At 60.0% G+C, this 13,182-nt stretch carries 11 protein-coding genes, 4 tRNA genes and 1 pseudogene; 9 read left to right on the top strand and 7 right to left on the bottom strand.

From position 1 onward, the window contains the following. Window positions 1-174: 174 nt before the first annotated feature. From J9889_RS12550 to J9889_RS12560, 3 genes are read right to left on the bottom strand one after another with little or no spacing between them, the layout of a single operon-like run. Window positions 175-744 carry an ABC-type transport auxiliary lipoprotein family protein gene (locus J9889_RS12550; protein ID WP_010675747.1) on the bottom strand — a complete coding sequence of 190 codons (570 nt, stop codon included), beginning with the start codon at window positions 742-744 and terminating at the stop codon, window positions 175-177. Next, window positions 744-2,390, bottom strand: coding sequence for an intermembrane transport protein PqiB (gene pqiB, locus J9889_RS12555; RefSeq protein ID WP_039040601.1), 1,647 nt, complete (start codon window positions 2,388-2,390; stop codon window positions 744-746). Before pqiB ends, J9889_RS12550 begins: the two co-directional genes overlap by 1 nt. Beyond that, window positions 2,383-3,654 (bottom strand): paraquat-inducible protein A, encoded by a 1,272-nt coding sequence (locus J9889_RS12560; RefSeq protein ID WP_210556887.1) that lies wholly within the window; start codon window positions 3,652-3,654, stop codon window positions 2,383-2,385. Before J9889_RS12560 ends, pqiB begins: the two co-directional genes overlap by 8 nt. 175 nt (window positions 3,655-3,829) lie before the next feature. Between J9889_RS12560 and hfq the strand changes: the two genes are divergently transcribed. Beyond that, window positions 3,830-4,189: an RNA chaperone Hfq gene (gene hfq, locus J9889_RS12565; RefSeq protein WP_039040603.1), complete on the top strand. Its 360-nt coding sequence runs from the start codon at window positions 3,830-3,832 to the stop codon at window positions 4,187-4,189. Window positions 4,190-4,325: 136 nt separating this feature from the next. On the opposite strand, the gene J9889_RS12570 is transcribed toward hfq, so the two are convergent. From J9889_RS12570 to dapA, 3 genes are all read right to left on the bottom strand, one after another. Next, complete coding sequence (locus J9889_RS12570) at window positions 4,326-4,916, bottom strand: beta-phosphoglucomutase family hydrolase (protein ID WP_041211731.1); 591 nt, start codon at window positions 4,914-4,916, stop codon at window positions 4,326-4,328. Window positions 4,917-5,098: 182 nt separating this feature from the next. After that, window positions 5,099-6,745 (bottom strand): diguanylate cyclase, encoded by a 1,647-nt coding sequence (locus J9889_RS12575; RefSeq protein WP_052814422.1) that lies wholly within the window; start codon window positions 6,743-6,745, stop codon window positions 5,099-5,101. Window positions 6,746-6,840: 95 nt separating this feature from the next. After that, the gene (gene dapA, locus J9889_RS12580; RefSeq protein WP_039040606.1) at window positions 6,841-7,713 is read right to left on the bottom strand and encodes a 4-hydroxy-tetrahydrodipicolinate synthase; all 873 of its coding nucleotides are present in this window, start codon (window positions 7,711-7,713) and stop codon (window positions 6,841-6,843) included. Window positions 7,714-7,990: 277 nt separating this feature from the next. Here dapA and rsmC point away from each other — a divergent pair, with 277 nt between their 5' ends. The 8 genes and pseudogenes from rsmC (at window position 7,991) to J9889_RS12620 (ending at window position 12,841) form a co-directional block, all read left to right on the top strand. Beyond that, a complete protein-coding gene (gene rsmC, locus J9889_RS12585; RefSeq protein WP_113978206.1) occupies window positions 7,991-9,019 on the top strand; it encodes a 16S rRNA (guanine(1207)-N(2))-methyltransferase RsmC in 1,029 nt (342 codons plus the stop codon). A gap of 147 nt (window positions 9,020-9,166) precedes the next feature. Further along, window positions 9,167-10,387: pseudogene (gene glgC, locus J9889_RS12590) on the top strand (glucose-1-phosphate adenylyltransferase); the annotation flags it as partial. Continuing rightward, window positions 10,377-11,837, top strand: coding sequence for a glycogen synthase GlgA (glgA, locus tag J9889_RS12595; RefSeq protein ID WP_029314827.1), 1,461 nt, complete (start codon window positions 10,377-10,379; stop codon window positions 11,835-11,837). The pseudogene glgC and the gene glgA, both read left to right, overlap by 11 nt. A 116-nt stretch (window positions 11,838-11,953) precedes the next feature. Continuing rightward, a tRNA-Leu gene (locus J9889_RS12600) sits at window positions 11,954-12,039 on the top strand. A gap of 55 nt (window positions 12,040-12,094) precedes the next feature. After that, window positions 12,095-12,180 (top strand) — tRNA-Leu (locus J9889_RS12605). Between the two features lie 45 nt (window positions 12,181-12,225). Further along, a tRNA-Leu gene (locus tag J9889_RS12610) sits at window positions 12,226-12,311 on the top strand. Between the two features lie 71 nt (window positions 12,312-12,382). After that, window positions 12,383-12,468, top strand: a tRNA-Leu gene (locus J9889_RS12615). A gap of 100 nt (window positions 12,469-12,568) precedes the next feature. Then, window positions 12,569-12,841, top strand: a complete 273-nt coding sequence (locus J9889_RS12620) for a late competence development ComFB family protein (protein WP_029314828.1) — start codon at window positions 12,569-12,571, stop codon at window positions 12,839-12,841. On the opposite strand, the gene J9889_RS12625 is transcribed toward J9889_RS12620, so the two are convergent. Next, a complete protein-coding gene (locus J9889_RS12625) occupies window positions 12,838-13,047 on the bottom strand; it encodes a hypothetical protein (RefSeq protein ID WP_052814427.1) in 210 nt (69 codons plus the stop codon). The two genes, J9889_RS12620 and J9889_RS12625, sit on opposite strands and share 4 nt — an antisense overlap. Window positions 13,048-13,182 lie beyond the last annotated feature (135 nt).

Below are 13,182 nucleotides of genomic sequence, written 5' to 3' on the forward strand. Positions count from 1 at the left end.
ACTCAAACTTTCCGGGAGGACAGGCGTGAATGAAGTCGAGAGCTTGGTCGATACGCATAAAAAAATCCGAAACCCAACAAGGAGTTTCGGATTCTTACACAGCCTGAGGATCGGTCAATGGATCCTTAACTGATCGGCATTAGGCCATGGCCTCCCGTCTTTTTTTATGCTTCCTCAGATGCGCGTGCGTACATCCGCCGCAATCTGATCGAGCAACAGTTGCCAGCCCTGTCCCAGCTCGTTCACCAGGGCGCCATACCCATCGGCAGGCAGCACCCGCTCCTGCTGGAAGGGAACATCTCTCAACACGACCCCCTCCTCCGTCAGCAGGCGCCAGCGACCGCTGAGCAGGGCGCGGCCGTCGTGCCGCCCCTGGAAACGCTCGACCGAGATGCTCAGCACAGGCCCCTTGCGGGCCCCGTCCTGACGCACCACCCAGCCAGGCAAGCGGCTGGAGAGGCCATTGAGGGTCAACTGGTTCAACTGGGCATCGAGGGAACCTGCCCAGCGATGGTACTCGGCAAAGTGCAACTCCTTGCCCTCCAGCTGATAGACCAGGCTCATCCGGTCAAGCTGACCGGACAGGGCGACGGGGCGCAGCACCAACTGGTGCTGCGGCTGCGCCGTGGTGACACTCGACGGCGCCGTGTCAGCATCCAGCGAATAGTAATGCAGCGTCGTCGGCGCACTGCCACATCCCGCCAGCAGGCCCAGCAAGGCCAGCGTCAACATCCGTTTTTTCATCATTTTCCTCGCTTGGGCTCGGGATCCCGCGGACGAGCGCGGTCAAAGATCAGCGAACTCGGCTGCTCGTTCAGTGAATGGACCAGAGGTTGCAACTCACTCATCAGCTGGTTGAGTGATTGCACCGACTGACGCAGCTCCTGATTGGTCTGGGAACCGGCATCATAGGTCTGCAACGTCTCCTGCAACTGCTTGAGGCTCTGGTTGAGGGAGGCCGGCAACTGCTGGGTCGACTGCTGACCGGTAAACTGCTCCAGATTCGCACTCACGGCACTGACATGCTTGAGCGTCTTGTCCAGTGTCATCAGGGTGCTGTTGACCTGAGTGAGGGTGGTGGCCATGTCCATGTCGACGAACTTGTCGAGGATGAGGTTCACCTTGCGTTCGATCTGATCCAGACCGGCCTGGGCAGTCGGGAAGACCTGATAGCCCGCCATCTTGAGCGGCTGATAGACAGGCGCATCCGGATAGAAGTTCAGATCGATCACCTTGCCCCCCGTCAGCAGGCTGGCGGTCTTGAGGCTAGCCCTCAGCCCTTCCTTGAACTGCTTGTTGAACAGGGCCCGCCACTGCTCCTTCTCCGCATTGGCATAACGGTGGGAGAGACGCTGCACCTCGATGCGCGCCAGCACCGGGATCTGCCGGCTCTTGAATAGCTGGACGCCCTTGTCGTCGATGAGATAGGGAGCCGAGATGACGGTACCGACCCGGATGCCGCGATACTGTACCGCCGCGCCGGGATGCAGCCCGCCCACGTCATTGTCGAACAGGAAGACATAGTCGATGAACTGATCCAGGCTACCGGCCAGCACGCTCTCCTCGTCCTTGAACAGCACGAACTCGTCGTTCTGTTTCACCGGCTCCCCCGGCAACCAGCCGGGAGGCAGCCCCATGGTGATGCCGCCGTTGATCAGGCTCTCCAGCGAGTCCATCTTCACCTTCATCCCCTCGCTGCTCATGGAGACCTCGAAGCCGGGCGTCAACCAGAACCGGGAGTTGCTGCTCACCAGGACGTCATAAGGCGCGTTGATGAAGAGCTGGTACTGCATCTCGCTCTTCTCGGGCAGGAATTTGGCCTCTTCGACCTGACCGATGGTGAATCCCTGATAGCTGATGGGGGAACCCGCGCCCAGCGCGTTGGCATCCCGGCTGGACAGGGATAGCCGCAATCCCCTGGCATCCAGGGATGCCAAGGGCGGCCTGTCCAGCATGGCGTATTCGCTTCGCGCCCTGCCCTTCTTGCCGGGAGAAAGCTCGATATAGGCACCGGAGAGCAAGGTGCCAAGACCGGAAACGCCCTCACGCCCGACCCTGGGCTTGACCACCCAGAACTGGCTGTCTTTCTTGAGCATGCCGGCGGCGGCATTGGTCAGGCGAGCCTTGAGCACGGCATGGCTATAGTCCTCGCTGAGCTCCACCGTCTCGATACGGCCCACCTCCACTTCACGAGAACGGATCACCGTCTTGCCCGCCACTATGCCCTCGGCGGTCGCCACCGTCAGGGTGAAGCTCGGCCCTTGTGAATACCAGTGCTGGAACAGCATCCAGGCGCCGATGAAGAGGGCCAGCAAGGGCACCATCCAGATAGCGGCAGCCGAACTCATGAAATCAGAGCCCGGTTTCCACCTTGTCTTACGCTCACTCACGTTCGCGTTCTCCTTGTTGTAAATCCCAGATCAGGCGGGAATCAAAACTCATGGCAGCCACCATGGTGACCAGTACGACCCCGGCAAAGGCGACGGCCGCAGGGCCAGGGTAGATGGTCATCAGATTGTCGAGCCGGATGAGACCGGCCAGGATGGCCACCACGAAGACGTCGATCATCGACCAGCGCCCCACAAATTCGGTCATGCGATAGAGTTTGAGCTTGCCGAGGGGAGATGCCCCCTGGCCGCGCTGCACCACGTAGCAGAGCCACAGCAGCGCCAGGATCTTCACCAGCGGCACCACCACGCTCGCGAAGAAGATGACGGCGGCAATGGGGTAGGAGCCCATGGCCCACAGCAGCACCACCCCGCCCATGATGGTCGAGGGGCTGTCATCCCCCAGGAACACGGTGTCCATGATGGGATACAGGTTGGCTGGGATATAGAGGATCACCGAAGTGATCAGCAGGGCCCAGGTGCGGTTCAGACCACCCGGCTTGCGGCTGTGCAGGTGATCCCCGCAGCGAACGCAACTATGGGCATCCTGCTCGTTCAGGGCGCCGCAGATGTGACAGCCCACCAGACCGCACGACAGGGCGCTCTCCTCGGGATCCAGCTCCCTCGCCGCCGTCGGACCGAACAGTCGCTGCCACAGCCACATCCGATCCAGGGAGGAGATCATCTTGATGAGCAGCAGGGTGTAGCCAACGAAGGTCCAGAACGACAGCCCCATCTTGATGTCGGCCATCCCCATCAGCTTCACCAGAGAGATGAGCACGCCGATGAGGAAGACGTCCACCATCAGCCAGGGCTTGATCCGGCACAGCAGGCGGCCAAGGGAGCGCAGGGCCTTGCTGTGCAGATCCTTGTCCAGGCGCCACAGCACCAGCATGATGGAGCCGATATAGACCAGCGGCAACCCGATCAGGGTAATGCTCAGCACGGCCCCGAGGAACAGGTAGCCTTGATCCACCAGGGTGGTGATGCACTGCAGGAAGGTCATCTCCTGCCCCACCCCCTTGGCCGAGAACGACATGAAGGTAAAGGCGTTGGAGAGCACGAACATGATGATGGCCGCAAAGCCATAGGCGATGGGCCTGCGCTCCTGCTCCGGCAGATGACGAGTCAGGGTATGGCCGCAGCGCGGACAACTGCTCGTCTCCCCCACGGCCAGCTCGGTGGCCGGCACCAGCAGGTCACACTCTTCGCAGGCGGTCGCGTCATGGGTATAGGTGGGTGGATGTTGGTGTGAAACCGGATGCAAGATAAGACCCCAGCATGAGGCCCGCCACGGGGCCAGAGCCGCCAATTATTGCAGCAGCGGCCCCTGCCGACCAGCCCTGTCGTTGTCCATCCTGCCCGGGTGTGAGAATGACTTTGACAAGGCAGTGACCATTTAGCACAATCAAACGCCACTTTTTTCCGCGGGACAATAATTTATGACAACTGAATCCCCAAGCTACTCCACTATCGAGCAGGCCTTCTCCCTCGGGAACGGGCAAGATTCTGCCCTCAACTGGTTGCGCAAAAACCGTAGCCAGGTCGCCATCTTCCTGGTGAGCGGCATCAAGCTGGAGGGGACCATCAGCGGTTTTGACCAGTACAGCGTGCTGTTGACCGATGCCCATGGCAATCAGCAACTGGTCTACAAGGCCAAGATTTCCACCATTGCCATGCACTCCGGCCGTCCTGCCGTCAGCATCCAGCGGGCCCGCAAGCCACGGGTTTCCATGGCGCCGCGCCCCCATGGCGCCCCCAGCCGTTATGACGACAACCAGGGTGGTGGCAGCGAGCAGTAAATCTCGCCACTGCCCATCCTGACGGTGTCGCTGCGTCAGCCAGTGACACCTGTTCCCCACTCTCATGTTTCGCCTGTCCCGTATGAGAGTGGGGCTTCTCTCCCGAGCCGGTTGTTGACCCGCTCGTCTTCGTTACTCAGTAGGTCAACCCGACCGGTTTTCCCTCTCTGACCATGCAGACCTGCATGCCGGCCGCTTCACCGGCCTGTGCGCCTATGCCCGTATCCTCGAACACCAGACATTGACCGGGCTCGACACCCAGGCGTCGCGCCACCAGCAGGAAGGTGTCTGGATGGGGTTTGTGCAGCTCCACGTCGTCGGCGGTGACCACCACGGGGAAATACCGATCCAGCCCTGTGTTGCGCAGCACCGCTTCGGCATTGATACGGGGAGAGCCTGTCCCTATGCCCATGGGGATCCGGCCGTGATAGCGTTCCACCAGATCCAGCATGGCCGGGAAGGGGGTGGCCTTGTGCAGGTTGGCAACATAGTGTTCGGTCTTGCAGCGTGTCACCACCAGAGGATCCAGCGCGATCTGCTGCACTTCGGCCACCAGCAGGGCTATCTTGCGGCTGGGCATGCCTCCCAGCTCATAAAACCAGTCGGCGTCGAACCGAAAGCCAAACTCGCGGGCGGTGTGCTCCCAGGCGGCCAGGTGCAAGGGCATGGAGTCCACCAGAGTGCCGTCGAGGTCGAAAACCAGGCCTTGAAATCCGGATAGGGTCATGGTGCAGGATCTGTCTGTGAAAAATGGGCCCCCATTCTAGCCAGAGCGCGGGCGCATCGCCATGCGCCAGATGGCGAGAAACGCTTGCCACCTCATTTATACAGGGCGGCGTGGATCTGAAAGCCCGCACGTATACAGATCAGCATGGATCTGATGCCGGGCAGGCAGCCCCCACGCAGGTGTCAGCGATAGGCCAGGGTACAGGCCCGCCCTTGTGATTTGGCGTGATAGAGTGCCTGATCCGCCTGCTCGGTCAGGGTTTGCCACTCCTTGTCCGATGACGGGACCAGATAGCTGAACCCGATGCTGACGGTGAGTGTCGCCGCCACCCGGGAAGCCGGATGGGGAATTTGCAAGGCGTCAAGGCCGTGGTGGATCTGCTCCGCCAGCCGCTCCGCCTCTCCCGGCTGCGGTGAACACAGCAGGATGACAAACTCCTCCCCCCCATAGCGGGCCACCAGGTTGGTACGCCGCCGCTCGGTATCCTGCAGCAGTGCCGCCACCCGCTGCAGGCACTGATCCCCCTTGCCGTGGCCGAAGTGATCGTTGTAGGACTTGAACTCGTCCACATCGATCATCAGCACCGCCAGCACGCCCTGATGGCGGCGAGCCCGCTCCCACTCCCGTTCCATGGTGATGTCCCATTGGCGGCGGTTGGCGATGCCAGTCAGGGGATCTTCCAGAGACAGCAGAGAGAGGCGCCGGTTGGCTTCCTCCAGCGCCCGGTTGGTATCGGCCAGTTGCCGGGTCCGCTCCTGCACCCTCAGCTCCAGCTCCCGATTGAAGCGCTCAAGCTTCTCCTGGGTGCGCTGGCGGATCAGCAACTGGGAGAGCACGGCGGCATACTGCTTGAAGATCTCGCTCTGATACGCCTTGAGGGGGCGCCGCCAGAGCAGGTTGTCGGCGGCGATCCAGCCGATGGGGGTACTCCCATCCCAGAGCGACACCATGGCGTTCCAGCCGCGACCCACCTCCTGCTTCTCGTAATAGAGAGGCGTGTCCTCCAGCACCAGGACATAGTCCTTGCGACGCAGCGCCTCCTGCACCGTGGGATGATCCGGAATGGGGCTGATGAAATGGCGCTCGTCGATGAGCTCACCCGCCTCGTTGGTCCCCCAAGTACCGTGCATGGTCTTGAATTCACTGTCAGTCAGGAAGATGGCGATGCGATCGAACTGCAACTCCTGGCGGGCCAGTGCCACCGCGTCGTGCAGCAAACGATCCTCGCTCTCGCAGCGGGAGAGCTTGACCCCCACCTGATGCAGCGCCTGCAGCATGCTGAGGAAAGAGTCCTGCAGGGCCTGGCTGCGCACGAGGTCTGCCTGGGTGTGGAGCCGCTGATCCCGCTCCAGATCCACCTGTCCCGCGAGTCGCCGACTCTCGAGCTCGGCAGCGAGATAATGCATGAGCAGCTGGATGCTCTGCTGCTGGCGTCTTGGCAGGCGATCTAGACGACGGCGGGTTTCCAGATAGACCACGGCCTCCAGCCCCTTGTGACGCTTGAGGGGGAAGCTCGCGCGCAGGCGCGGGATCTCGGGTTCGACGCTCTCCCGCTCCCAGATGGCACGGGTCGGCGCGATGGGCTCCACCAGCAACTGGCCAAGCGCAAGGGAACGTTCGATGAAGAGGATGGGCAACTCGAGGGAAGAGAGGATGTCAGCGCTCAGGCAGAGCAGACCCTGTTCCGGGCGATAGTGATAGAGCTGGGGCGTCGGAACACGCAGCCACAGATAGATCTGTTCAGCCTCTGTTTTTTCCCTGACCGCAGACAAGGTCACTTCACAGAGATGTTCAAAACTGGTGAAGTGCTCCGGATCCCATTCTTCCATGCCAAATCATCCTTGGTTGTATCCAAGCGAGTATATCGGCAAAGCCCGGCCATTAATTGACCGGGCAATCAAAAGCGAGATCCAGAGCCCAGTTTTTACAACAGATTCAATGCCTGCATGGCACTGCGGATGCGCTCGCGGGTGGCCTCGGAGAGCGGCATCACCGGCAGACGGCACTCTTCGCTGCACAGACCCAGCAGGGAGACCGCATACTTGGCCCCTGCGGGGCTCGGCTCGGCGAACATGGCCTGGTGCAGCGGAATGAGCTTGTCCTGCAATTCCCGGGCAGCTTGCCACTCACCGGCCAGCGCCAGGTTCTGCACCTCGGCCACCAGCTTGGGGGCCACGTTGGCCGTCACCGAGATGCAACCCTGGCCACCACCGATGTTGTAGGCCACGGCGGTGGCATCTTCACCGGAGAGCCAGGCAAACGGCTTCTTGATGAGCTGGCGTTCAACCCAGGGGCGGGCCAGATCACCGGTGGCATCCTTCACGCCGGCAATGCGCGGCAACTCGGCCAGACGGGCCAGGGTCGCCGGCTGCACGTCAACGATGGCGCGGGGCGGAATGTTGTAGACGATGATGGGTTTGGTGGTGGCGTCGTGCACCGCCTTGAAGTGGTGGTAGAGCCCTTCCTGATTGGGGCGGTTGTAGTAACCGGCCACATGCAGGGTGGCATCCGCTCCCATCTGCTCGGCATAGCGGGTGTATTCAATGGCTTCAACCGGGTTGTTGGAGCCTGCACCTGCGATCACGGGAATGCGCCCGGCCACCAGCTTGACCACCAGCTCCACCACGCGGCAATGCTCATCGTGGGTCAGGGTCGGGCTCTCCCCGGTCGTGCCGACCGGCACTATGCCATGGGTTCCCTGCTCTATGTGCCACTCCACCAGGCGAGCCAGTGCGGCCTCGTCCAGCTGGCCCTGTCGAAATGGGGTGATCAGGGCAACTATCGAACCTTGAAACATGGGATTTCCTTCTCCTAAACAGATGGATTGGTCAATAAAAAGCCCCGGTACGGGAGTCGCTACCGGGGCTTGAATCGTCTCAGGGATGAGAGGTTACGCGCGCACGCCAGCAGGCCCGATTGTCAGGCTATGTTTATGCTTTCGTTTCGATACGCATGACCGCATTGCATCATCTCTGGGTAAATAGGCGTCTGGGCATATTTCGGGAACACGGCATAAATGTCAAGGCGAAAGCGGCCATGTATAATGGCCGCCCAAAAATGCGTGGAGAGACCCAATGAGCCGTCCTGTCAGTGCCGTCAGTCAGATGCTGGAACGTAACCAAGCCCTCTTTGTCGGCAAGCGGCTGTTGGTGTGCGGTGCCCTGGAGGATGATTATCCTCGTCAACTGGCCGAGCTGGCACAAAGCCTGACCGTCTTCACCACGGATTACTGCTATTACCGCACCCAGCAGGCCGTTCTGGGAGACGCCATCCTGTTCGATCACCAGCTGGGTGGCGCCCCCCGATTCGATGCCCTGCTGCTGCTGATGCCCAAGGCCAAGGCCGAGGCGCAATACCTGCTGGCCATGATGACGCCGCTGCTCGAAAGCGGGGCCGACCTATTTCTCGCCGGCGAGAACCGGGGCGGCATCAACGGGGCCGACAAGCTGCTGGCACCTTATGGCGAGAAACCGATCAAGCGCGACTCTGCGCGCCGCTGCTCTCTCTACCACGGCACGCTCGACAAACCGGTCGTCCCCTTCGAGCTGGACGCCTGGTTCAGTCGCTATGAGTGCCAGGCGGGCGACACCACCCTGACCGTCATGGCCCTGCCTGGGGTCTTCAGTGCAGACGGCCTGGATCTCGGCACCCAGATGCTGCTGGCGAGCCTCCCCCCCGTAACGGGCAAGCTGCTCGACTTTGGCTGCGGCGCCGGCGTCATCGGTTCCGTGCTGGCCAAGCGCAACCCGGCCCTGGCTGTCACCATGGTGGATATCAATGCCCTGGCACTGGAGTCCAGCCGCCGAACCCTGGCGGTCAACGGTCTGAGCGGACGTGTTCATGCCTCCGATGTCTATTCCGACATTGCCGAAACATTCCAACAGATTGTCTCGAATCCCCCCTTCCATGCCGGGCTCAAGACCTTCTACGCCGCCACCGAAACCTTCCTGGCAAAGGCACCTGAGTACCTGACCGCAAATGGCACCCTGACCATAGTCGCCAATGCCTTCCTGCGATACCAGCCTATACTGGATGCGCACTTCAAACAGACCGAGGTGATCGCGGGCGACGCCAAATTCAAGGTGTATCTGAGCAAAGCTTAAAGAAGTGCAACGGTTGTAATAAAACAAGTAGAGAGTGCCAGACGGGATCTGTTAAGGTACCAAGAAAACGTTCACCACCCCTTTAGGGGTGTTTTTTTCGCAGCAACATGAAAACCTTTTCAACATCATGATCTCAGGGAGAGAACGACGATGGCAGGCATACTCACCATGATACTGGCAGGCGGTGAAGGTACCCGACTGCAACCGCTGACCACCACCCGCAGCAAACCCTCCGTGCCCTTTGGCGGCAGTTACCGGTTGATCGACTTCGTGCTCAACAACTTCGTCAACGCCGACTTCCTGCGCATCTATGTACTCACCCAGTTCAAGTCCCAGTCCCTTTATCTGCACATGAAGAAGGGCTGGAACATCGTCGGCATCACGGATCGCTTCATCGACCCCATTCCGGCCCAGATGCGAATGGGCAAACGTTGGTATGACGGCACCGCAGACGCCATTTACCAGAACCTGCGCTTCATCGAGATCTCCGACCCCGAACACGTCTGCATCTTCGGCTCCGATCACATCTACAAGATGGACGTGAGCCAGATGGTGAGCTTCCACAAGCAGAAAGCGGCCGCCCTGACCGTCGCGGCACTGCGCATGCCCATCGAGGAAGCAAGCGCCTTCGGGGTGATCGAGGTGGATCAGGAAGGGCGCATGATTGGCTTTGAAGAAAAGCCCCGTCACCCGAAACACATCCCCGGCGACCCCACCCAGGCCCTGGTCTCCATGGGCAACTACATCTTCGAGACCGAGGCCCTCTATCGGGAGCTCAAGCGGGATGCCGCCGAGGAGAACTCCAGTCACGATTTCGGCAAGGACATCATTCCCAGCCTGTTCCCCCGTGCCCCCGTCTACGTCTACGACTACAGCACCAACGTGATCCCGGGCGAGAAGCCCAACGTCTACTGGCGCGATGTGGGGACGCTCGACTCTTACTGGCAGGCACACATGGACCTGGTGGCCGACGATGCCCCCTTCTCTCTCTACAATCGCAAGTGGCCGCTGCACACTCATTACCCGCCCCTGCCCCCCGCCACCTTCATCGATACCGACGACTGCAAAGTCAAGATCGCCAACTCCCTGATCTCCGGTGGCTGCTTCATTCAGGGCAGCCAGATCCAGCGATCCATACTGGGATTTCGCTGCAACATAGGCCCCTGCAGCCACATCAGTGAATCCGTGCTGCTGGGGGATGTGAAAATCGGCGAAGGTTGCTCCATTCGCCGCGCCATCATCGACAAAAACGTTGAAATTGCACCCGGCACCGTGATCGGTGAGAATCTGGACCATGACAGAGAGCGGTTTACCGTATCCGAAGGCGGTATCGTCGTGGTACCTAAGGGAGCAAGAGTTGGCTATTAACCCACTGAAAATCCTGTTTGTAGCCTCGGAGGTTGAGGGGCTGGTGAAGACCGGGGGCCTGGCGGATGTGGCCAAGGCCCTGCCGCAGCATCTCGCCCGTCAGGGGCACGATGTGCGCATCATTATGCCCTTCTACAAGACCATCAAGCGCCGGGACGAGGCCACCCTCCTCGCCTCGCGCTGGCTCCCCACCCCCCAGGATCGCAGTGATATCAGCTATCGCATCCATCAGCTGGAACTGGACGGGATCTGCGTCTATCTGCTCGATTGCCCGCACTATTTCGACCGCCCCCAGCTCTATGCCGAGAACAACCAGGCCTATCCCGACAACGGTGAACGCTTTGCCTTTCTAGCCGCGGCGGCTCTGCATGCGTGCGAACAGCTGGGTTTCGCTCCCGACATCGCCCACTGCAACGACTGGCACACCGGTCTGCTGCCGCTGCTGCTGAAAACCCGTCATGCCCACAACCCCTTCTTCCAGCGCACCCGGTCGGTCATCAGCATTCACAACGCGGCCTTTCAGGGGGTATTCGATCGCCAGCAGTTCTGGGCCGTGCCGGAAATCCACGACTACGAGCAGCGCATCAACTACGACTATGGTCACATCAATCTGCTCAAGTGCGGTGTGCTCTACGCAGACAAGATCAATGCGGTCAGCCCCAACTACGCCAGCGAGCTGCTGACGCACCCGGGCGCTCACGGCATGGCCAGCGTATTCCAGCAGCGGGCTGCTGACCTGCGTGGCATCCTCAACGGCTGTGACTATCAGGACTGGGATCCCGCCTTCGATCCTCTGTTGCCCGCCACCTATGATGCCGACAACCTGGATGGCAAACACACCTGCAAGCGCATCCTGCAGCAGGAGACGGGGCTCCCCGTCGGCAACCTCCCCATCTATGGCATGGTGTGTCGACTGACCGAGCAGAAAGGAGTACACCTGCTCATCCCGGCGCTAGACAAGTTCTTGCAACATCAGGTCCAGGTAGTGATCGTGGGCTCCGGTGATCCCTCTCTCGCCGCCCAGTTGCAAAGCATTGCCCAGCAGCATCCCGACAAGTTTGCCTTCATCAATGCCTATGACGACCGTCTGGCCCACCTGGTGGAGGCCGGCGCCGACTTCTTCCTGATGCCTTCTCTGTTCGAGCCATGCGGGCTCAACCAGATGTACAGTCTGGCCTATGGCACCCTGCCCCTGGTTCGGGCTGTCGGCGGATTGAAAGATACCGTCGTGGACTGGGATGCCGACCCGACGCACGCGACCGGTTTCTGCTTCAACGATCCCACTGCCAGCACCTTGCTCGATGCCATGCGCCGCAGCCTGCTCCATTATCTGCAGGAGCCGGCACGTTTTGCCCGTGTGCAGCACCACGCCATGAACACCCGCTTCGACTGGGCAGACTCCGTCATCCTGTACGAACAGATGTATCAGGATGCGCTGGCCACCGTCTGACGCCGATTGCTGAAGTTTTGTGCCCTTGGCACGCCTTTATCCGTCAACAGCGAAAAAAGTCCCCTTTGGCTGTTGACGCCCCCCCAAAACTCTATAGAATCCCACACCGCAGTGATGCGAAGGTGGCGGAATTGGTAGACGCGCTAGCTTCAGGTGTTAGTGTCCCACGGATGTGAGGGTTCGAGTCCCTCTCTTCGCACCATACTGCAACATGCTCTTATCAGACGGCATGTAAATTCAGACTGATAACCCGATGTGCGAAGGTGGCGGAATTGGTAGACGCGCTAGCTTCAGGTGTTAGTGCCCCCCGGGTGTGAGGGTTCGAGTCCCTCTCTTCGCACCATGCTTTTGTCAGACAGCATGTAAATCCAGACTGATAACCCGATGTGCGAAGGTGGCGGAATTGGTAGACGCGCTAGCTTCAGGTGTTAGTGCCCCCCGGGTGTGAGGGTTCGAGTCCCTCTCTTCGCACCATGCTTCTGGCATGTAAAACACAGAAAATGCGCTCCAACCGCATTTAAAAACCAGCTGGAGAAAATCAGTGTGCGAAGGTGGCGGAATTGGTAGACGCGCTAGCTTCAGGTGTTAGTGTCCCACGGATGTGAGGGTTCGAGTCCCTCTCTTCGCACCATTATTCTGCAAAGGCCCGTTACGAGAGTAACGGGCCTTTTGTGTTTTCATGCCCCATGGCTATGCTGTTGAAGATGCTGCGCCACCACGGGGGTTTTCCCATGATCCTGGATACCGATATTCACAACTTCTATGAGCATCTGGTGCTCAAGGAGATAGAAAAACAGGGGTTGGCTCGAACATTGACCCCCTATCAGCTGGCAGACCTCTGCTGCCTGACACTCAACCAGCTTCCTTCCCACTATATCCGCCACGATGTCGACATGATCTACTTCACGACAGACGCCGAACGCAGCGAGATGGAGAAGAAGGTCATCGCCTCCCTGCGCCAGGCCTACGACAAGATCCAGGCCGTCCCCACTCGCCAGGCTTAATGCCAACCCTGCTGCCAGAGCAGAGTGACGACCCCTGTTATTCCCGCAACCGGCAGCAGGATCAACACCGGTCTCAGCCTGGGTTCCAGCATGACCCAGGCAGCCAGCAAGAACCCCAGGCTCCAGAACCCGTATTCCTTCTCCTGACCCCAGACCAGCACCGCCAGAAGGGCGGCCAAGAGCAGAGCGCGTGCTATCCAGTTCATTGGCATTGGTCCGAAAAAGATTAATGATAACTATTATCATCTTTGGTGTTGCCATCTGCAATCGAACTTGCCTATGGATCTCCGGCTATCAAACGGTGTCGATTGAACAGTGAAAAATGCCGATTAGATCAACTA

The sequence above is a fragment of the Aeromonas sp. PrichA-15 genome (assembly GCF_017939245.1).
GTDB classification, from domain to species: Bacteria; Pseudomonadota; Gammaproteobacteria; order Enterobacterales; family Aeromonadaceae; genus Aeromonas; species Aeromonas caviae.